The sequence below is a fragment of the Mesorhizobium sp. M1338 genome (assembly GCF_040318045.1).
Classification (GTDB): domain Bacteria; phylum Pseudomonadota; class Alphaproteobacteria; order Rhizobiales; family Rhizobiaceae; genus Mesorhizobium.
The window spans coordinates 13,554-32,885 of record NZ_JAMYLL010000055.1 but is presented as its reverse complement, the minus strand read 5'-3'; the positions used below and the strand labels follow the sequence as shown (position 1 = coordinate 32,885).

Genomic DNA, 19,332 nt, shown 5'->3' with positions numbered 1-19,332 from the left:
GCAAGGACAAGATCTTTCATTACATGGGCTGTTCGACCTTCTCCAACTTCACCGTGCTGCCCGAGATCGCGCTGGCCAAGGTCAACCCGGACGCGCCCTTCGACAAGATCTGCTACATCGGCTGCGGCATCACCACCGGCATCGGTGCTGTCATCAACACCGCCAAGGTCGAGCAAGGGGCGACCGCAGTGGTCTTCGGTCTCGGAGGCATCGGCCTCAACGTCATCCAGGGCCTGAAGCTCGCCGGCGCCGACATGATCATCGGCGTCGATTTAAACAACGACAAGAAGGCCTGGGGCGAGAGATTCGGCATGACGCATTTCGTCAATCCGAAGGAGATCGACGGCGATATCGTGCCTCATCTCGTCAACATGACCAAGCGCGGCGCCGATCAGATCGGCGGCGCCGACTACACGTTCGACTGCACCGGCAACACCAAGGTGATGCGCCAGGCGCTCGAAGCCTCGCATCGCGGCTGGGGCAAGTCCGTCGTCATCGGCGTCGCCGGCGCCGGCCAGGAGATCTCGACGCGGCCGTTCCAGCTGGTCACCGGCCGCACCTGGATGGGCACCGCCTTCGGCGGCGCGCGCGGCCGCACCGATGTGCCCAGGATCGTCGACTGGTACATGGACGGCAAGATCCAGATCGACCCGATGATCACCCACACGTTGAAGCTCGAGGACATCAACAAGGGTTTCGATCTCATGCATGAGGGCAAGTCGATCCGAAGCGTCGTCGTTTACTGAGGAAGACCACAAGCCGCCGACCAACCGGCCTGCGACCTCTGTGGTTCACAACTGGGAGGAGAAAAACATGGCGGAGAAACTGCATCCGAAAATCGACAACGGCTTGCCCCGGGAAAGCGCGAGCTTTGCCGGCGGCACGCTGGTCTGTGCCTGCACCAGCAATCCGGTGAAGGTTCGGGTCAAGGGCCAGATCGCCCACAATCACGCCTGCGGCTGCACCAAATGCTGGAAGCCGGAAGGCGCCCTGTTCTCGGTCGTGGCGGTTGCCGGTACGAGCGACGTGACCGTGACCGAAAACGGCGACAAGCTGAAGGTGGTCGATCCGAGCGCGCTGATTCAGCGCCATGCCTGCACCGGCTGCGGTGTTCACCTGCACGGACCGGTCGAGCGCGACCACGCGTTCAAGGGCCTGTCCTTCATCCATCCCGAGCGCTTCGAGGAGGACGGCTGGTCGCCGCCGGGCTTCACCGCCTTCGTCTCCTCGATCATCGAGTCCGGTGTCGACCCGAGCCGCATGGACGGCATCCGGTCACAGCTCAAGTCGATCGGTCTCGAACCCTATGACTGCCTCAACCCCGGCTTGATGGATTATATCGCCACCTGGACGGCGAAGAAGTCCGGCGCTCTGCCGGCATAAGCCGCATTGCCGCGACGGGAGCGGCTTATCGGGGCGGTCGCGCCGATTGCGATCACCGGCGCAGCGGTGCCGGAGATCGCAACGACTACCGGCGTAGCCCTGCGCGACGTCACTGCGCGGGAGCACAAGCCGACAAGCCTGCGCTCGGCCGCCATCCTACGGCCGACGCTGGCGACGTTCGGGCGCGTCCGGCCCAATGCTTTCACAATGAAATCAACCGTTTGTTACTTGGAATATCATTCTGCTAAAGGCAGTTCGCAGGGTCAAAGGGAGACCGATAGACCCCCGTCGACCGCCAAAACATGTCCGTTGACGTAGGCGGCAGCGTTGGACGCGAGAAACACCACCGCTCCGCCGAGTTCCTCAGGTTGAGCCCAGCGGCCAGCAGGGGTTCGTGCCTCGACCCATTTGGTAAAGGCCTCGTCGTTGATGAGCTCGGTGTTGAGCTCGGTGGCGAAATAGCCGGGGGCGATCGCGTTGATGGTGATGCCGTGACGGCCCATCTCGGCGGCAGTCGAGCGTGTCAGTCCATGCAACCCCGCCTTTGCCGCCACATAGGCGTGAATGGTGGGGCGGCCAAGGATCGCTGCAACCGATCCAGTGTTTATGATGCGCCCGAATTTGTTCGGCAGCATCAGGCGCACCGCCTCGCGCATCATTCGGAAGCAGGCCGAAAGATTGACCGCAATCACGCGGTCGAAGTCCTCGTCCTTCCATTCAACCAACGGGCTGCGATGCTGGATGCCGGCGTTGTTGATCAGGATATCGAGGCGGCCGTGGCGTTCGACGATCCCTTCAAGGGCCGCCCTTGAGGTCACCGCGTCCGCGACATCGAACGGCAGGGCTTCGGCTCCGATTTTTTCAGCCGCCGCGGAGAGGGTGTCCATGTCGCGCGCATTGACAATTACCGTCGCGCCGTTTTCCGCAAGCGCCTTAGCCATGGCAAAGCCGAGGCCACGCGAAGCACCCGTCACCAATGCGACCCGGCCCTTGAGCGAGAACATTTCCGACATTGAAGCCCCTGGAGCGAGATAACGAGATAAGATGACAATGCTGCAGTCTAACCGCACCTCGCTCCAATGAAAGGGCGGGAGTTTCCTCCCGCCCGAACGCACTATTTGGCGACGCAGGTATCGGCCGTCTGCGGCGTGCAGACGTCGAGGCCTGTGTAGGTCGGGTCAGCCGGGAGCGCCTTGCCGTCCTTCATGTCCTTCAGTGCCATCATGGTCTTGTAGCCCATTTCGAACGGCCGTTGGCCGACCTGGCCAAGCGAGAGCCCTTCCTTCATCTGGTCGATCTGCACGGGAAGCGTGTCGGCGACGACAAGGGCCAGCGCTTTCGAGGCAATCTTGTCCTTGTACGGTGCGACTGCGGCGCGGTTGGCATCAGGAATGAACTGCGGGAAGCCACCCGTTGGGATGAATGCGTCGAGGTTCGGATTTTTCGCCATGATGTCCTCAAACTGCTGCACCGAAAGCGGGAAATCATCGTTGGTGTAGAGCGGACAGCCTTCGATTTCGGTCCAGCCATTCTGGCCCGTCAGCGGGTCCCCGGGCGAGGCCGCCGATTTGGTGCCCGAAAGCGTATCGCGAATGCCCTGCATGCGTTCATTATGGTTGGCCGCCGCCGCGCCGCCCGACTGGATGCAGATCGTGCCGCCTTTAGGCTTGACCTGCATGGCAAGCTTGGCAAGGTTCACGCCGATCTCATAATTGTGGGTGCCGATATAAGCGACGCGAAGATCCTTGTTCTCGGGCAGCAGGTCGGAGTCCCAGGTGAGGACCGGGATGCCGGCTTCCTTTGCGGCCTGCAGCGCAACCGCCATCGCCGCGGCGTTCGATGGCGACACGGCAATGCCGTCCACCTTCTTGGCCACGAGATCCTGCACGATCTGCACCTGCTCGTCGCCGCCGCCATGCTCGCCGGGGCCGATATACATGCATTCCAAGGCGCCCTTCGATTCGGCTTCGGCCTTCTTGCAGCCGTCGCGTGCCTGGTCGAAGAAAGGATTGTTCATGTTCTTCGGTACCAGGGCGAAGGTATATTTCGCCTGGGCGCCGGAAACGGCGAGCACCATTGCGCCAAGCGCCACGGCCGCCATCAGCAGAGTTTTTTTCATTTTGACGTCTCCTCCTAGCTGAAATGCCCCGTAGGCCTCCCGCCGGCGGGGTTTTCTAGCGGCTTTTTTTGGGCATCAAGGCTGCCAGCCAAGCGGCGAGAATCGATTTGCCGCCGGTTTGCATGCCCAAAAGAACCGCGAGAACGATGAAGCCGCCGACGAAGGCGCCTTGCCAATTTGAATCGATGCCGGCCATCAGCAGCGCATTCCTGATCACTTCGAGGAACGCTGAACCGATGATCGCGCCGAAGGCCGTGCCGGCTCCGCCCATAAGGCTGGCTCCGCCGATGACCGTCGCGGCAATCACGCGCAACTCGTACCCCTGGCCCATGGCATTGATGGCCGAGCCGTTGTAGCCGAGGAGCAGGAGTGAGGCGACCGAAGCGGTGAAGGCCGAGAAGACATAGGCCTCGAATTTGATCCAGTCGACCGGCACGCCGGTGAGCCGCGCCGCCTCCTCATTGCCGCCGATGGCGAAGAGATGTCGTGCCCAGGCGGTGAAATTGAAGACGAAACCGACGATCAGGGCCAGAATCACCATGGTCCAGAACTGCGATGACAGTTCTGGTATCCAGTGCGGTGCCCAATCCTGCGGCCCATGCAGCGGCCACCTCGCCTGGCCGATCGCCTTTACGATCGGAGCATCGGGCCCGAATTGGTAGAGCATCTGGTTGGCGGAGAATACGACCGCCAGCGAACGCGCCGCGGATAGCATGCCGAGGGTGACGACAAAGGACGGCATTCCGACATAGGCGACGAAGAATCCGTTGACCGCGCCGCACGCCATACCGGAGAAAAGGCCGACGGCGAATGCAATGTACCAGGGATAGTGCCAGGTCAGGAAAAGGCCGGCGACGATGACCACCAGGCCCATGATCGAGCCGACCGACAGATCGATGCCGCCGGTGATGATCACCACCGTCATGCCGAGCGCCATGATGCCGAAAGGTGCGAAGTTGCGCGTGACGTTGGCGGCGTTTTCGGAGGTGCCGAAGCTCGGCTCCATGATCGTCATCAAGGTGACGAGGGCAATGAGCGCGATCGTCACCCAGAACGGCTGACTTGAAAATACATGTTGAAGCGCCGTCTTTTCCTTGGTCGGGACAAAGTCCGACATGGCCGGTCGGCCGATTTCCGGGGCCGACCTCCTAACACTAACCGACTCCCGAGCACTATTCGCCACGAATGGCCCCCGTTATCAGTCCGGTGATTTCCTCGGGCGACGTATTGCCGGCATCCTTGTCGGCAACCTTCGAACCTCGCCTGAGCACAATGATACGATCTGCAACGGCGAAAACATCAGGCATGCGGTGGCTGATCAACATGACGCCGACACCTTGCGCTTTGAGGCGCCGGATCAATTCGAGCACCTCTGCCACCTGGCGTACCGAGATGGCGGCGGTCGGTTCGTCCATCAACACCAGCTTGGCGTTTGAAAGCCGGGTCCGCGCGATGGCAACCGCCTGGCGCTGCCCACCCGACATCTTCCTGACGAGGTCGCGCGGCCGGGTTTCCGATTTGAGTTCCCTGAACAGCGCTGCCGAGCGGTCGATCATCGCCTGTTTGTCGAGCACCCTGATCGGCCAGAAGCCCTTCTTCAGTTCGCGGCCAAGAAAGACATTTTGCGCGGCCGTCAGATTATCCGCGAGCGCCAGGTCTTGATAGACGACTTCAATTCCCTTGGCACGGGCCTGAACGGGTTTATGGAAGTGACAAATCTCGCCGTCCACGACAATTTCGCCGTCGTTCGGCGGAAAATTCCCGGCCACTGTCTTGACTATCGTTGACTTGCCGGCGCCGTTGTCCCCCATCAGACCCACGACTTCACCCCGCTCCACCTGGAAGCTGACGTCCGTCAGGGCCTGGATAGCTCCAAAATTCTTGGAAACGTGACGAACTTCAAGCACCGGCATCGCGGTCCTCCCCGGACAATTGCCAATTTTGTCCGGTGTTAATGCAAGGCAGCTAATCAGCGAAACGCATTCAACACAATGATTATTAGATCGGCGTTATCGGATGGCAATCTCCCTCTGTTGCACGAAGGGCCGCGATGTTGCACTTCCCCAGATGTCTTTGAAGCATATCGAGGGATGCGGCCTTGGAGCGGCGCGGGGACTTGCCTACATCGCACATGTCGTCGATATGAAGGTCGATGAGTTCGCCGAAGGTTTTCAGGCGCGCTATACGGGACGCTGCGAAAAGGGTCGTATTCTGGCGTAAATTCGTGTGCACTCGGCAGGTTATAACGATTTGATGTTTAAGAAAAAATGGCGATAAATCAAGAGCATAGAGTGGCCGTGGCGCCCATGATGGATTGGACTGACCGGCATTGCCGGTTCTTCCATCGCCAGTTGACGAGCCACGCGCTGCTCTACACCGAGATGGTGGTGGCCGACGCCGTCATCCATGGTGCGCGTGAGCGACTTCTCGGCTTCGATGAGACGGAACACCCGGTTGCCCTGCAACTCGGCGGTTCGGATCCACGCAAGCTTGTCGAAGCGGCGCGCATCGGCGAGGCCTTTGGCTATGACGAGATCAATCTCAATGTCGGCTGTCCGTCGGACCGCGTTCAGTCGGGTACGTTCGGCGCCTGCCTGATGAAGGCGCCCGACCTCGTCGCCGCCTGCGTCGCGGCTATGAAAGCGGCGGTGACAATTCCCGTCACCGTCAAATGCCGCATCGGCGTCGACGAGCAGGATCCGGAGCCGGCCCTCGATGCGCTGGCGGATGGTGTTTTCGATGCCGGCGCCGACGCGCTGTGGGTGCATGCGCGCAAGGCGTGGCTGGAAGGGCTGAGCCCCAAGGAAAACCGTGACATCCCGCCGCTCGATTATGGCCGCGTCTATCGGCTGAAGGCCAGAAAACGCAACGAATTCATCGGCATCAATGGCGGCATTCAATCGATCGAAGAGGCGCGGGAGCATCTCGATCATGTCGACGGCGCCATGCTTGGCCGCGCCGCCTACCACACGCCCGGCATTCTGGCCGGCGTAGACGCCGCCTTCTACAGCGCCAAGCCCGGGGCGTTCGATTTCGCGGCGCTGATCGATATCATGGCGGACTATGCGGCACGCCACATCGAGCAGGGCGGGCGGCTTGGCCATGTCACCCGTCATATGGTCGGGCTGTTCCATGGCTTGCCCGGTGCGCGCCGCTACCGCCAGATCCTGTCCACCGACGCGACCCGGCCCGGCGCCGGACCAGATGTGCTGAAGACGGCTTTCGCGGCGGTCGAACTCAGTGGAGTGGCGGCCGAAGCGGCCTGAGTCTGGGAGCCGGAGCTCAATCCCTGAGGATCATGCGGTCGCCGCGCACATCGAAGCCCGACAGCGAGCCGATGAAATTCATGCCAAGCAGGCTTTGGCTGAGCATACCGGGTGCGGCGATCATCACCGGCATGTCCCTGCGCATGATGCCGCCGATCGCAATCTGATCGGTTTTCACGGCCGCGGCGCGTGCCACGCCGTTGGCGGTCGAAACCGAAATGGTGTAGTTGAGCGCCGCTGGATTGAATCCGGCGGCTTGCGCGTCTTCGGACGTCAGGACGGTGCTGGTCGCGCCGGTATCGACAATGGCTCGAACCGGGTTGCCGTTGATCAGGATACGCGCTTCGAAATGGCCGTTGTCCGCCTTGTCGAGCGTCACCGTGGCGTGACCGTCTTCGACGCCGAGCGCCAGCGGGCTGCCGGGAACCAGGCCCGCGGTCACGCGGCTGGCGACATCCTGCAGTTCATAGCGGTATTGATAGCCGGCGATCAGCGCGAGCACGATGGCGGCCCAGGCGCCGAGGTTGCGGGCCATGGCGCCCAATGGCCGGCCCGAGCGAAGCAGGCCGGCGCCGATCAGGGCGCCAAAGGCGCTGAGCCAGATCAGCCGGCTGAAATCGTAATTCTCGACGCCGAGCGTGCTGCCGGCGGAATCGTTGAGCATGAGCAGGACTGCTCCCACCCCGATCGCGGCCATCAATATCCAGAACAACCGGCTCATCCGCGCCTCACGAAAGCGCGTCGCGTTCGCGCGCCATCCGGTTGCGGCGCGTTTCCCGGCGCGGCCGGCGCTCGATCGTTTCCAGCCGGGCCGGCAATTCGGCCATGACGCCGCGGCGCGTTTCCGGCGTCATCCCGATCCAGGCGCCGATTTCCTCACGCGTGCGACCGCACCCGAAACAGAAGCCGGTTTTCATGTCGATCGAACAGACCAGGATGCACGGGGATTCGATGGCCGTCATGACTTTCTCTTGAGGTTCCGTCCGGAATCCTCGCTCCATCTCCACATGGTGCAACCGCGGAGCCAATGCAAGCCCTCGCGATTGCGCCCTTCGCGGCCAGCTTTGCGGCAATTTCAGGACCATGATCCAGGAGGTTGTGCCGACGACGCAAGGCGGCTATGCCGCTCACCTACTCCAGGGAATGATCGCCAACGAGATGACCAGCGCGCTGCCTTTCGACGATTTTCGCAACCTGCTGGCCAATCTGCCGGCGGCCGACACGACAGCCGAGGCCCGCGTGCGCACGCTGTTCGCCAAGGCCGACAAATCAGGCAATTCGCTCGGCCGCATCGAGGACATCGCCGCGTGGCTGGCGGCCTGGAGCGGGCGAGCTCCGCCAGCCGTGACAAGACCATTGATGGCGGTCTTTGCCGGCAATCATGGCGCCACACGCCACGGCATTTCGCCGCGCCCGGTGGCGGCGACCGCCAACGCGGTCGAACTTTGCGCGGCCGGAGGTGCTGCGATCAATCAGATCTGCATTGCCAACGATCTCGGGCTGAAGGTCTTCGATCTTGCCCTGCACATTCCGACCGCCGACATCACCTGTCATGCCGCGCTCGACGAGCGCGGCTGCGCCGCCACCATGGCCTTCGGCATGGAAGCGATCGCCGGCGGTACCGATCTGCTTTGCCTAGGCGATCTCGGCGTCGGCAACTCCACGGTCGCCGCAGCTCTGTTTGCGGCGCTGTTCGGGGGCAGGGGCGTCGACTGGGTCGGCCCGGGGTCGGGCGCCGATGCGACGATGCAGGCACGCAAGGCAGACGTGGTCGATGCGGCGCTGGCCTTTCACGGTGGCCATCTCGGCGATCCGCTCGAGGTGCTGCGCCGGGTCGGTGGTCGTGAGTTCGCGGCGATTGCCGGCGCCATCCTTGCCGCGCGCATGCAGAAGATCCCGGTGCTGCTCGACGGGCTTGCCGCAACGGCCGCCGCGGCGGTGCTGCAAGCCGCCAATTCCGCCGCGCTCGACCATTGCCTGCTTGCCGGCCTGTCGCCAGAACCCGCACACGCCCGGGCTGCTCAACGCCTCGGCCTGCGCCCGTTGCTTGATTTTGGCATCAGCCATGGCGAAGGGGCAGGGGCCGCCCTTGCCGCGGGTCTGGTCAAGGCAGCCGCGCTGACCAGCTCGGGCATGGCGGCTGCGGTGCGCAGCTAAGAAACCGGCACATTGCATCTCGACAGCTTTCGACTTATCGCCGCCGAGCTGCTGCTACCGTCGCGGTCGGCAGCGCCGGCAATTCCTCCATTACCCGGCTCAGCGGGAATATGGCGATCGCCTCTGTCCCTTCGCGCAGCTTGGAATGAAGTTCGAACTCGCCGCCATGCATCGCGAGCAGCCCTTGCACGATCGGCAGGCCAAGGCCGGTTCCTTGCTCGGCGCTCTTGATGGCGATCGAGCCTTGGCCGAAGGCGGAAAGCACAATCGGAATCTCGTCTTCCGGTATGCCGGGCCCATTGTCCTTGATCGAAATGTACTGCCCGCCGCCCGCCGTCCAGCCGACGCGGACACGAATTTCGCCACCGGTGGCGGTGAACTTGATGGCATTCGACAGAAGGTTGAGCGTGATCTGCCGCACCGCCCGCTCATCGGCGAACAAGCGTGGCAATTCATGCTCGAAATCCTGGATGACGCGTATATCCTTATTGCGCGCCCTCAGCTCCATCATGTGGCAGCAATCCTCGACGATACCGAGCAGCATCAAGGGCTCTTCATTGAGCTGGTAGCGGCCAGCCTCGATGCGCGACAGGTCGAGGATCTCATTGATCAGGTCGAGCAGATGCTGGCCGGATTCGTGCACGTCGTGGGCGTAGTCGCGATAGGTGGGGTTGCTCATCGGTCCCAGCACCTCGTTCGACATCACCTCGGAAAAACCGAGAATGGCATTGAGCGGTGTGCGCAGTTCGTGGCTCATCGAAGCAAGGAACCGCGATTTCGCCAGATTGGCGTCTTCCGCCCGGCGTCGCGCCTCGTCCGACATCGATTTCGCTGTCTCCAGTTCGGCGACCAACGCATCCTTTTCGGAGCGGAACGACAGCATCATGAGGGACGAGCGGTTGAGGTGACGGGCGACATAGGCGAAGAAGGGCAGCGACACGACCAGCAGCCCGGCCATGATCACCTCAATCGGCATCCACAGCTTGACGCCGCCATAGGCGTAGAGCGCCACCGGAACGGCAAACGTCGCCAACAGCGCTCCGCGCAGGGACGAGGTCATCACCGCGGTCGCCGCCATGGCGAACAGCAGCACCACGGCCTTGACGATGTGGAGCGGGTCGACCTCGCAGACGTTGCAGCCAAGCCAGACGAACCATGCCCAGCCTAGACCGCACAAGAAATGGCCGATCAGGAATTCTCGTCGTGTTTGCAAAGGGTTGAGCTCGGAAGCTTCAGTACGCTCGATGCGCCGCGCCATGAAGGCGACGATGGTGTAGCAGGTCAGCGTGAACAGCGCCCAGAGGCCGATCTCGTTGCCGACGCCGGCCAGCCGGCCACCCGCCGCGATCACCAGAACGAGAAGCGGGACGGCGATTGCGCCGCTGGTCATCGCCCGGGCGTGGAGCTTCAGCAGTTCGCGATCGAAATCGGGATTGCCGGCCTGCTGCGAAAGACGGTCACGCGTCTTGCGCACCGCGCGTGCCACATCGCTGTTGCGATGAGGTTTCCTGCGGTCCACAATGAACTTGTCCGCTGTGTTCGAGCGTTGCAAGGGCATCAAAACTTCAATTATGCGAGCAGCGGTTTCCAAGTGTTAAGCTACGTTCGAATGATTAACCAACCGTTTGCCATATGAGCCGTCCGTGGTCGCCAAGGCGGCGTCCGCGATACGTCGCGCCACCCCGAAGCCTGTGGCGCCGGCTGGTCGATTACGGGTTTACCGCTATCATTCTCGGGCTGCTGATCCTGCTGGCGGCCCGCCTCGACCGCGTGGAAACCCGCAAGACGCAAGGTGCGGCTATCATCAATGACGGCGATTCGATCACGCTTGGTGCCGAGCGCATTCGCATGCGCGGCATCGATGCTCCGGAATATACGCAGACCTGCCGCAGGAACGGCGCCGACTATCCCTGCGGCACGCTTGCGCGCCAGTCGCTTTTGCGCTTGATCGCCGGCAAGCCCGTCTCCTGTACCGGCTGGCAGCGTGACCGCTATGGCCGGCTGCTCGGCAACTGCACCGCCGGCGGCAAGGACCTCAACCGGGCGCAGGTGGAAGCGGGCTGGGCGGTTGCCTATGGCGACTTCGAGAGCGAGGAAGCCATCGCGCGCGCAGGAAAGGCCGGCATCTGGGCGGGAACGTTCGACCAGCCGCAGGACTGGCGCGACAGCCATCACGGCGAAGTCGTCGAGAGGAAGCACGGTACGCTGGCGTCAATGGGCGACGCCGCGCGCGAGATTTTTCGCTTCTGGTGATCCGCATCGTGTAATTGGACCGCGAACGAATGGGAGGATGAAGATGAAGCTCTTCGACGGTGGCCGGGCGCCCAATCCACGACGGGTCCGCGTTTTCCTCGCCGAGAAAGGCATCACGGTTCCGCAGGTAGCTGTCGACATGGGTGCTCTCGAGCACAGACAACAGGCAATCAGCTCTCGCAACCCTTTGCAACGCCTGCCGGTGCTGGAGCTCGACGATGGCACCATCATCACCGAATCCGTCGCCATCTGCCGCTATTTCGAAGAACTGCATCCCGAGCCAGCCCTGTTCGGTCGTGGCGCACTCGGCAAGGCGCAGGTCGAGATGTGGCAGCGACGGATGGAGTTCAACTTGCTCAGCTGCGTCGCGCAGGCGTTTCGCCACATCCATCCGGCCATGAAGGAATGGGAAATCCCGCAGATCCCCGAATGGGGCGAGGCCAACAAGCCGAAGGCCGTGCAGTTCCTCAAACTGTTGGACGGTGAACTGGGCAATCGAGAATTCATCGCCGGTGACAGCTATTCGATCGCCGATATCACCGGGCTTATCGCCGTCGATTTCATGAAGCCGGCACGCATCAAGGTGCCGGATGAATGCACCAATGTGCTGCGCTGGCACCAGGCCGTCTCCAGCCGTCCGAGCGCATCAGCCTGAAAATGACTGTCGAACTCGACTGCCTCACCGCCAAGATTCGCGCTTGCCGCATCTGCGTGGAAAACCCTGTCGGCAAGCCGTTGCCGCACGAACCTCGTCCGGTGCTGCGACCCTCGTCCAGCGCCCGTATCCTGATCGCCAGCCAGGCGCCGGGGACCAAGGTGCATCTGTCGGGCATGCCGTTTACCGATGCCTCCGGCGACCGCTTGCGCAGTTGGCTGGGCGTGACAAGCGACGAATTCTACGACATCGAAAAGTTCGCCATCGTGCCGATGGGTTTCTGCTTTCCCGGCCAGGATGCCAAGGGCGGAGACCTGCCGCCGAGGCGTGAATGCGCGCCGGCCTGGCGCGCGCCCTTGATGGCTTTGATGCCACGGATCGACCTAGTGCTGACGATCGGCATCTATGCACAGTCCTGGCACATGGGTGCCGAGCGCCGGCCCTCGTTGACGCAAACGGTAATGGACTGGCGCTCCCTCTGGGAGAATTCCATCGGCCCGAAAGTGCTGCCACTGCCGCACCCATCATGGCGCAACACCGGCTGGCTGAAGAAGAATCCCTGGTTTGAAATGGATTTGCTGCCTTTCCTGCGGTCGGAAATCCGCTATCGCCTTGGTTGACCTTTCAGCAAGAAATCACTCGCTTTTCGCCATATTGACAGAATTTCTTTCTTGTGAAAGGTCGAAATAAGGGGGAATATAGCCAATCTATTCCCAAGCGCGTCGCGCCCGAGGGCACGCGACGCGCTTTGAATTTTTGTCTTACGCATGTCGTTATCCCAAAACCGCTACGCACTTTTGGGCGACATGCACCAGGGAGCACTCGATGGATCGCCTCGATAGAAAAATTCTCCGCCTGTTGCAGGAGGACGCGACACTCGCGGTCGCCGATGTCGCCAAGAAAGTCGGGCTGTCGACGACGCCTTGCTGGCGGCGCATCCAGAAGCTCGAGGAAGAGGGCGTCATCAAGCGGCGTGTCGCCATTCTCGACCATGAAAAGGTTAATGTGCGCGTCACCGTCTTCGTGTCGATCCGCACCAATTCGCATAGTCATGAGTGGCTGAGGCGCTTCTCGGAAGTCATCCAGGAGTTTCCCGAGGTGGTCGAGTTCTACCGCATGAGCGGCGACGTCGACTATCTCCTGCGCGTCGTGGTGCCGGACATCGCCGCCTATGATGCGTTCTACAAGCGGCTGATCGCCAAGATCGAAATCCGTGACGTGTCGTCGTCCTTCGCCATGGAGCAGATCAAGTACACCACCGAAATCCCGCTTGACTACATGGTGCTGGACAAGGAGTCGGGCGCCAACGCCGCCTGAGCTGACCCTTGCGCAAGGTTCTCCCGCTTAATCTTTCTTTTTGTTGAGGAAACTCCAGGGCGAATTTACTGGCAGCGTGACGGTGTCCGGCACGCTGTCGGCAGCGACGACCTCTGCCTTGCGGACGCTGTAGCCCGACTGGACGACGCTGACGCCGTCGAGAATGAACAGCTGGCTCTTCTCCATCTCCGGCTTCAGCGCACCGGTGACCGCGACCGGCTGATAAGCTTCCGACATCTTGTAGGGGCGAGCAGGCGTGACCAATACGATCTGGTTGGGCGGCGGCGTCGGCATGTGGCTGCAGGCACCCGTCCACGGCACCAGCAGGAACTGATAGACAAGGTCGCCGTCGCGATCGACGGGCAATGCATAGCCGGCCAACTGAATGCTTTTGTCCTGCAGATCGAGGGACAGCGTCTCGCCGTGGTCCGGCAATTTTGCCGCGATCATCGGCAGCCCGACATTTTCGGCGGCTGCTTGCGCAGCCGGGCGCAGATCCTTCCAGAATATATGCGCGGTCTCGGCCGAGGCCTGGCCGATGGAAACGCCAAATGCGGCAGCCAGGATCACACCTGATTTCAAGCGATTGTTCATGGGCTCCATTCTTCGCCAACCTGCTGCCCGGATCGAGTCAAACCGTCGTGATTCGAGAGCATTTTTGCAGATGCCGGATCGCACTGTACCTCAATCCACACTTTCGCTCTTGCGCGCAATTCGAGCGCCGCTGTGAGGGTGGTGCGCTATCGGGGTCTCGCAGCGACCTCGCGGGAAGCATGACACGAATAAATGCTTGGGAAAGCGCCGAAAGTGCCTTGCCCGGTCGCGACAGCGGAGCAAAAAATAGAGCGGCCATAGCCGGCCGCATACGTTCGTCCACGGCCTCGCCAGAACATGGAGAAGTACCATGCCAACCAGCGATGATCTCAAAGGGCTGATGAAATTCCTTACCCGTGTGGAATGGCGCGGATGTTTCGAAGAGGTGCTTGACGATCATCTCGGCCCCGTCCTCGATGCCTGCGACATGGATTTCGAAGACCTCACCGAAATCCTCGGCGAGGTCTGGGCAATGACCGTTTGGGGCTGCGCCTTCGAGGACTTTCTGACCCAAGACTTCGAGGGTGAACCCGGCAACATGGTCGATGACTATGTCAAGCGTCGAGGCTGGAAGCAAAACGCCCGATCCAAGGCTTATATGATGGCGTTACGGACCTCCGTCATGAGCCTGTACGAAGTAAGCAACGTCGTACCTGGACAATCTCTTGCGGCGCGGGACCTTATCCGCGGAGGTGAACCCATCACCGTTAGCGAGGGCACCGCCACGAAGACGTTGAAACAGTGGGACAGGATTGCTGCACGGATCGTACCTGTCATGGGGAAGAACGTTCTTGCCGGCGGCGTTTTGCCGTTCACCCCGCAAGCCGCGGAGACGCTGTTCGATGTGCTGCGGGGCACGTTCGGCAAAAAAAATGCAAAAAAAATACCTGCCTTGAAGAATGAAGAGCTGCAGGCGGCAGCGTCCATGTTCACTCTGTCCTGGTTGTACGACACCCTCAACAGGGCGATGACCAGGCCATTGCTGCGAAACAATCATGGCGACGATATCGTTTTCCACGATGTCTGCTTCCCCTTGGCATCCGGGGCGATACAGCGGGATATCGCTGCCCGATTGAACAGCATTCCGGGCATGTGGCAGGAAAATGTGAAATTCTGGAACTGGCTGGAAGAGACGCCGGGAAACAGGGACAACCCAAAGAGGGGGAACGCAGCTACTCTCGACGCCACGATGGACGACGGTTTGAGCGTGTTGGGCAATGTCGAGCTGACGGGTCCTTTCCTGAAACTGTCCACCAATTCCGCTGCGCGAGCAACAAAGGGGACGGCCCTGATCCGGCAGGCCCTTGGCGATCTTGTCCAGACGCCTCTTACCGATATCCGTACTGTCGAGCAGATGACGGCCGCGCGGCCGGGCAATCATACCGAAAAGCAATCGAGTCTGCCGCCCGAAGTCATCAAACAAGGCGTTCATGAGTTCTTGGATCGGCACTATCTTGAAACGCTGGACCTGCCGGTCGCAATGCTGGGAAATAAAACACCGCGTCAGGCCGTCAAAACCGCCGCTGGTCGCCAGAAGGTCGTCGAGTGGCTCAAATACATGGAAAACCAAACCGTCAAGCAGCCGGACCCAACCGATCCCATGGCCACCTACAATTTCGAATGGGTTTGGAAAGAACTCGGCGTTCACGACCTGCGTCGATAGCCCGCAATCAACTGGAGCCGCGGAGACAGCGAAACAAAATAGATGGAGCGATGCGCTTTCAATTCGAACGCATCTCATTCCAGCGTCAACGCTTGAGCCGCATTACATGTCTGCGAGATCCGGCCATCCCGGTCTCGTTGAAACCGCGCGCCGCAAACATGTCGCGAAGGCCCATGAAGCTGTAGCTCGGCGACGCCTGATCGACCGGATAAGCCTCGATCGTGCTGGCGCCCTTGGCAAAGGCGTGATCTATGGCCGCGTCGAGCAGTGCGGCAGCCAGCCCGCCGCCGCGCATAGCCCTTGGCACGTAAAAGCAGACGATCGACCAGATATCCGTCTCGCTATCGTCTTGCTGCCGGGAAAGCCTGCGATAGGTCTGGCGTGGCGCGACCGAGCACCAACCGACGGTCTTGCCGTCAATATGGGCGAGAATGCCGACCGGCGTGCCGGCACCGACAAGCGCCATCATGGCCCGTTTCTTCTTGTCGTTCTGGACATGCTCGCGGCTGGGCAGATGGCGCCAGGCCATGCACCAGCAATATTTCGGCGCGCCCGGCTGTTCGAACAGGTTTTCGAAATCGGCGCGTGTCGAGCGCGTCACTTCCGTGAAGCTGATTTTGCGTCCTTCAGCTCTTCCTGGCGGCGAGGCGCTCGATCGTCCTGGCATCCGATAGTTCCTTCACCGCATCCTTGCCGATCCAGCGCGCGGTCTTGTCGGTTGACATGGCAAGCTTCCGCGCCACGGCAAGGGCAGGAGCATGCAGGCTCACCGATCGCTTGCCGATTTGCCGCAGCGCCCAGTTGACCGCCTTCCTGACGAAGTTGCGAGGATCACTTGCATGGGCCTCGATCAGCGGCAGATAGGACAGGAACGTCTCGTCCGGTTCCTTCTTCAAATGCACCGCTGCCCATGCCAGCATGGCGAAGGCGGTCCGACGGACGAATTCGCGCTCGTCATGGGCGAACTCTTCAATCAGCTGGCGCCAGAACGGCGTATCAGCGAACAGGTCCGAGACAGTGTCGACGACCTCCCAAGAATCGAAGTCGCCAGCCCAGCGGCGGCACTGTTCGATGGTGATCTCTTTCGGCTCGCCGGTGAACGCCGCCACAAGCCGCGCCTCGCGAATACCGGTGTCCCACAGCATCAGACCCCGTTCGTTGTTGCGCTTCAGCTTGCGGGCGAGCGGCCGCAGGTCCGAATTGCCGACGCCGAGCGCCGTCGCGATGTTGATGCCGAACCGCGCCAAGCCGGCTCGATTCTCCGCGGTGCCGATTGCCCTGAGGTGGGCGACGATCTCATCCGCGGTCCAGTCTGGATCGGGCAGGGGCATCGCCATAAAAGCCTATTTTTCCAGCCGCGCCAGCAGCGAGGACGTATCCCAGCGCTTACCGCCCATTGCCTGCACGTCCTTGTAAAACTGATCGACAAGCGCGGTCACCGGCAATTTGGCACCGTTGCGGTCGGCTTCCGCCAGGCAGATGCCAAGGTCCTTGCGCATCCAATCGACGGCGAAGCCGAAATCATACTTGCCGGCATTCATCGTCTTGTGGCGGTTCTCCATCTGCCAGGAACCGGCCGCGCCCTTGGAGATGACCTCGATCACCTTCTCGATGTCGAGCCCGGCCTTCTTGCCGAAATGGATGCCTTCGGCCAGCCCCTGCACGAGGCCGGCGATGGTGATCTGGTTGATCATCTTGGTGAGCTGACCAGCACCGGCCGACCCCATCAGGCCAACCATGCGGGCAAAAGCGTCGATGACAAGCCTGGCCCTGTCGAAAGCGTCCTGCTCACCACCGACCATGACGGTCAGCACGCCATTCTCGGCGCCGGCCTGGCCGCCGGAGACCGGTGCATCAAGGAACGAAAAGCCGCGCGCTTGCGCCTCCGCCGCCAGCTCGCGTGCGACCTCGGCCGAGGCCGTGGTGTTGTCGATGAAGACCGAACCCTTCTTCATCGATGTGAAGGCGCCTTCGGGACCCGTCGTCACCGAGCGCAAATCGTCGTCATTGCCAACGCAGGAGAAGACAAAATCCTTGCCCTCGGCTGCTTGCGCCGGCGTCGCCGCGAGGCTGCCGCCATGCTGGCCGACCCACTGCTCTGCCTTGGCCTTGGTGCGGTTGTAGACCGTGACGTCGTGGCCACCCTTGTTCCTCAAGTGCCCGGCCATCGGATAGCCCATTACGCCAAGACCGAGAAATGCCACAGATGCCATGAGCTTGCCCTTCAGAATGGAAACGAAATTTGCCGCGAAAGCTCTAGGCTCTGCGCTCAATTCGTCAAGACGCGTGTGACCAGATCGACTGGTGCAGCCAATTGAAAATGATCAGCGTTTCAGGTGAACGGTGATCCGGCGCTCGATCCATTCAACGCCATGGCGCAGGATCTCGACCATCACAAGATAGACGAGAGCGACCCAGATATAGGCCTGAATGTCGAACGAGTTGGCGAAGGCGAGCTTTGCATTGCCCATCAGATCATAGACCGTGATGATGGCGACGATGGCGGACGCCTTGACCATCAGGATCAGTTCGTTGCCATACGGCCGCAAGGCGACGATCAAGGCTTGCGGCAGGATGATCTTGCGCAATGTCTGCAGTTTGTGCAGGCCGAGCGATGCTGCCCCTTCCCATTGCCCGCGAGGCACGCTCTCGATGGCGCCGCGTAGAATCTCGGCCTGGTAGGCGGTGGTGTTGAGCGCAAAGGCAAAGACGCCGCAATTGAACGCGTCCTTGAAAAAGTCCCAGAGGCCGACCGACTGGAGTTCGACCCTGAACGAGCCCAATCCATAGTAGACTAGGTAGGTCTGAACCAGCAGCGGCGTGCCGCGGAAGAAATAGACATAGCAATAGGCGAGGCCGGACAGGATCCGGTTGCTGGACATGCGCCCATAAGCGACAGGCACCGAAAGTATCGCGCCGAGCACCATCGATATGGAAACCAGCGAGAGCGTTACCCCAAGCCCTTGCAAATAGGCCGGCGCATATTTGGCGAAGAAATCGGCGTTCCAGGCAACGACCAGATAGCTGACGATGCCTGCGCCGAATAGAATCCACAGGCAGACCAGCGCATAACCGGCGATACGCCTGCGCGGCCAACCCCGCGCCTGGGGCGGCGGCCGCTCGACGATGACGGCTGTGGCGCTCATCGCTGTGCCTCCCGCCGGCCAAGCGAGCGCAGAATTGCGCCGGTGGCGAAGGACGACACGACGGCAAGGCCAAGAAAGACCAGGGAGGCCACGCCGAAGAACAGGAAAGCGTGCTTGGTGACGCGGGCGGCAATGCTGGCATTGCGCAGCGTCTCGGCGAGGCCGACGACCGATACGAGCGACGTGTCCTTGAGCAGGCTGAGCCAGCAATTCTCCAGTCCGGGAAACGCGATGCGCAGCAGCTGCGGCACGATCACCTTGCGCATGGTCAGCCAGTTGGAAAGCCCGATGGCGTAGCCGCCCTCGTACTGGCCCTTCGGTATGGCGCGGAAGGCCGAAAGGAAAACCTCGCTGGCATAGGACGAGAAGATCAGCGCAAGCACGATCATGCCGGCGACGAAGCTGTTGACGTCGATGGTGGCGTCCGGCCAGAAATACCTGACGAGATGCTGCAGCAGTATCGGCATGCCGAAGAAGAACAGGAAAAGCGTTACCAACTCCGGCAGGCCGCGAAACACCGTGGTGTAGATATTGGCGGCAAGGCGCAGCGAAGGCTCTTCGGACTGCTTGGCGAGTGCAATGAAAAAGCCGATCGTCAATCCGATGGGCAGCGTGGCAAGCGCAAGCGCAACGGTAATCAGTGCGCCATAGGCGATATCGTCAAGCCAGCCATCGGGTCCCCAACTGAGAAGTGTCCATATGCTCTGGGCTGGCATCGACAGGTCTTATCTCCACGGCGTTCCCGAGACGAATAGAAAGACGGCGGAGAGTTCCCCGCC

Annotated in this window: 23 protein-coding genes; 10 read left to right on the top strand and 13 right to left on the bottom strand. The window is 61.4% G+C overall.

Annotated elements, in window-relative coordinates; translation table 11 throughout:
- On the top strand, nucleotides 1-746 hold a 746-nt coding region (locus NKH19_RS28985), incomplete at its 5' end, for a zinc-binding dehydrogenase (protein ID WP_352983344.1).
- Nucleotides 747-813: 67 nt separating this feature from the next.
- Entirely contained in the window at nucleotides 814-1,383 is a 570-nt protein-coding gene (gfa, locus tag NKH19_RS28980; RefSeq protein ID WP_352872202.1) for an S-(hydroxymethyl)glutathione synthase, read from the top strand.
- 263 nt (nucleotides 1,384-1,646) lie between these two features.
- Here gfa and NKH19_RS28975 read toward each other — a convergent pair whose 3' ends face one another.
- The 4 genes from NKH19_RS28975 to NKH19_RS28960 form a co-directional block, all read right to left on the bottom strand.
- The gene (locus tag NKH19_RS28975) at nucleotides 1,647-2,396 is read right to left on the bottom strand and encodes an SDR family NAD(P)-dependent oxidoreductase (protein ID WP_352967687.1); all 750 of its coding nucleotides are present in this window, start codon (nucleotides 2,394-2,396) and stop codon (nucleotides 1,647-1,649) included.
- A 101-nt stretch (nucleotides 2,397-2,497) separates the two neighbouring features.
- The gene (locus tag NKH19_RS28970) at nucleotides 2,498-3,502 is read right to left on the bottom strand and encodes a sugar-binding protein (protein ID WP_352873090.1); all 1,005 of its coding nucleotides are present in this window, start codon (nucleotides 3,500-3,502) and stop codon (nucleotides 2,498-2,500) included.
- A 55-nt stretch (nucleotides 3,503-3,557) separates the two neighbouring features.
- A complete protein-coding gene (locus NKH19_RS28965; RefSeq protein WP_352873088.1) occupies nucleotides 3,558-4,619 on the bottom strand; it encodes an ABC transporter permease in 1,062 nt (353 codons plus the stop codon).
- A 55-nt stretch (nucleotides 4,620-4,674) separates the two neighbouring features.
- The gene (locus tag NKH19_RS28960) at nucleotides 4,675-5,415 is read right to left on the bottom strand and encodes an ATP-binding cassette domain-containing protein (protein WP_352876180.1); all 741 of its coding nucleotides are present in this window, start codon (nucleotides 5,413-5,415) and stop codon (nucleotides 4,675-4,677) included.
- Between the two features lie 154 nt (nucleotides 5,416-5,569).
- Here NKH19_RS28960 and NKH19_RS28955 point away from each other — a divergent pair, with 154 nt between their 5' ends.
- A complete protein-coding gene (locus NKH19_RS28955; protein ID WP_352983342.1) occupies nucleotides 5,570-5,722 on the top strand; it encodes a hypothetical protein in 153 nt (50 codons plus the stop codon).
- 47 nt (nucleotides 5,723-5,769) lie between these two features.
- A complete protein-coding gene (gene dusA / locus NKH19_RS28950) occupies nucleotides 5,770-6,768 on the top strand; it encodes a tRNA dihydrouridine(20/20a) synthase DusA (protein ID WP_352873084.1) in 999 nt (332 codons plus the stop codon).
- 16 nt (nucleotides 6,769-6,784) lie between these two features.
- On the opposite strand, the gene NKH19_RS28945 is transcribed toward dusA, so the two are convergent.
- Both NKH19_RS28945 and NKH19_RS28940 read right to left on the bottom strand, forming a co-directional pair.
- Nucleotides 6,785-7,489 (bottom strand): TIGR02281 family clan AA aspartic protease, encoded by a 705-nt coding sequence (locus NKH19_RS28945; protein ID WP_352873083.1) that lies wholly within the window; start codon nucleotides 7,487-7,489, stop codon nucleotides 6,785-6,787.
- A 7-nt stretch (nucleotides 7,490-7,496) separates the two neighbouring features.
- Nucleotides 7,497-7,730 carry a DUF1289 domain-containing protein gene (locus tag NKH19_RS28940; RefSeq protein ID WP_352873082.1) on the bottom strand — a complete coding sequence of 78 codons (234 nt, stop codon included), beginning with the start codon at nucleotides 7,728-7,730 and terminating at the stop codon, nucleotides 7,497-7,499.
- Between the two features lie 196 nt (nucleotides 7,731-7,926).
- Between NKH19_RS28940 and NKH19_RS28935 the strand changes: the two genes are divergently transcribed.
- Nucleotides 7,927-8,925 (top strand): nicotinate-nucleotide--dimethylbenzimidazole phosphoribosyltransferase, encoded by a 999-nt coding sequence (locus NKH19_RS28935; protein ID WP_352873096.1) that lies wholly within the window; start codon nucleotides 7,927-7,929, stop codon nucleotides 8,923-8,925.
- A gap of 34 nt (nucleotides 8,926-8,959) precedes the next feature.
- Here the strand turns inward: NKH19_RS28935 and NKH19_RS28930 are convergent, their stop codons facing one another.
- Nucleotides 8,960-10,483: a sensor histidine kinase gene (locus NKH19_RS28930; protein WP_352873081.1), complete on the bottom strand. Its 1,524-nt coding sequence runs from the start codon at nucleotides 10,481-10,483 to the stop codon at nucleotides 8,960-8,962.
- A 74-nt stretch (nucleotides 10,484-10,557) separates the two neighbouring features.
- Between NKH19_RS28930 and NKH19_RS28925 the strand changes: the two genes are divergently transcribed.
- The 4 genes from NKH19_RS28925 to NKH19_RS28910 all read left to right on the top strand — a co-directional run bounded on the left by NKH19_RS28925 (nucleotide 10,558) and on the right by NKH19_RS28910 (nucleotide 13,150).
- The gene (locus NKH19_RS28925) at nucleotides 10,558-11,178 is read left to right on the top strand and encodes a thermonuclease family protein (RefSeq protein ID WP_352873080.1); all 621 of its coding nucleotides are present in this window, start codon (nucleotides 10,558-10,560) and stop codon (nucleotides 11,176-11,178) included.
- Between the two features lie 43 nt (nucleotides 11,179-11,221).
- Complete coding sequence (locus NKH19_RS28920; protein WP_352873079.1) at nucleotides 11,222-11,833, top strand: glutathione S-transferase; 612 nt, start codon at nucleotides 11,222-11,224, stop codon at nucleotides 11,831-11,833.
- Entirely contained in the window at nucleotides 11,773-12,453 is a 681-nt protein-coding gene (locus tag NKH19_RS28915) for a uracil-DNA glycosylase family protein (protein ID WP_352873078.1), read from the top strand. Before NKH19_RS28920 ends, NKH19_RS28915 begins: the two co-directional genes overlap by 61 nt.
- 205 nt (nucleotides 12,454-12,658) lie before the next feature.
- On the top strand, nucleotides 12,659-13,150 hold the full coding sequence (locus NKH19_RS28910; RefSeq protein WP_006205209.1) for an Lrp/AsnC family transcriptional regulator: 492 nt from the start codon (nucleotides 12,659-12,661) through the stop codon (nucleotides 13,148-13,150).
- A 27-nt stretch (nucleotides 13,151-13,177) separates the two neighbouring features.
- On the opposite strand, the gene NKH19_RS28905 is transcribed toward NKH19_RS28910, so the two are convergent.
- Complete coding sequence (locus NKH19_RS28905; RefSeq protein WP_352873076.1) at nucleotides 13,178-13,744, bottom strand: DUF3299 domain-containing protein; 567 nt, start codon at nucleotides 13,742-13,744, stop codon at nucleotides 13,178-13,180.
- A gap of 310 nt (nucleotides 13,745-14,054) precedes the next feature.
- Between NKH19_RS28905 and NKH19_RS28900 the strand changes: the two genes are divergently transcribed.
- Nucleotides 14,055-15,407 carry a DUF7986 domain-containing protein gene (locus NKH19_RS28900; RefSeq protein ID WP_352873074.1) on the top strand — a complete coding sequence of 451 codons (1,353 nt, stop codon included), beginning with the start codon at nucleotides 14,055-14,057 and terminating at the stop codon, nucleotides 15,405-15,407.
- Nucleotides 15,408-15,492: 85 nt separating this feature from the next.
- Here the strand turns inward: NKH19_RS28900 and NKH19_RS28895 are convergent, their stop codons facing one another.
- The 5 genes from NKH19_RS28895 to NKH19_RS28875 all read right to left on the bottom strand — a co-directional run bounded on the left by NKH19_RS28895 (nucleotide 15,493) and on the right by NKH19_RS28875 (nucleotide 19,269).
- Nucleotides 15,493-16,074, bottom strand: coding sequence for a GNAT family N-acetyltransferase (locus NKH19_RS28895; protein WP_352873073.1), 582 nt, complete (start codon nucleotides 16,072-16,074; stop codon nucleotides 15,493-15,495).
- Entirely contained in the window at nucleotides 16,034-16,738 is a 705-nt protein-coding gene (locus NKH19_RS28890) for a DNA alkylation repair protein (protein WP_352873094.1), read from the bottom strand. Before NKH19_RS28890 ends, NKH19_RS28895 begins: the two co-directional genes overlap by 41 nt.
- 12 nt (nucleotides 16,739-16,750) lie before the next feature.
- Nucleotides 16,751-17,620, bottom strand: a complete 870-nt coding sequence (locus NKH19_RS28885; protein ID WP_352873072.1) for an NAD(P)-dependent oxidoreductase — start codon at nucleotides 17,618-17,620, stop codon at nucleotides 16,751-16,753.
- 111 nt (nucleotides 17,621-17,731) lie between these two features.
- Nucleotides 17,732-18,553 (bottom strand): ABC transporter permease, encoded by an 822-nt coding sequence (locus NKH19_RS28880; protein ID WP_352873071.1) that lies wholly within the window; start codon nucleotides 18,551-18,553, stop codon nucleotides 17,732-17,734.
- Nucleotides 18,550-19,269 (bottom strand): ABC transporter permease, encoded by a 720-nt coding sequence (locus tag NKH19_RS28875; RefSeq protein WP_352873070.1) that lies wholly within the window; start codon nucleotides 19,267-19,269, stop codon nucleotides 18,550-18,552. Before NKH19_RS28875 ends, NKH19_RS28880 begins: the two co-directional genes overlap by 4 nt.
- Between the last annotated feature and the right edge of the window lie 63 nt (nucleotides 19,270-19,332).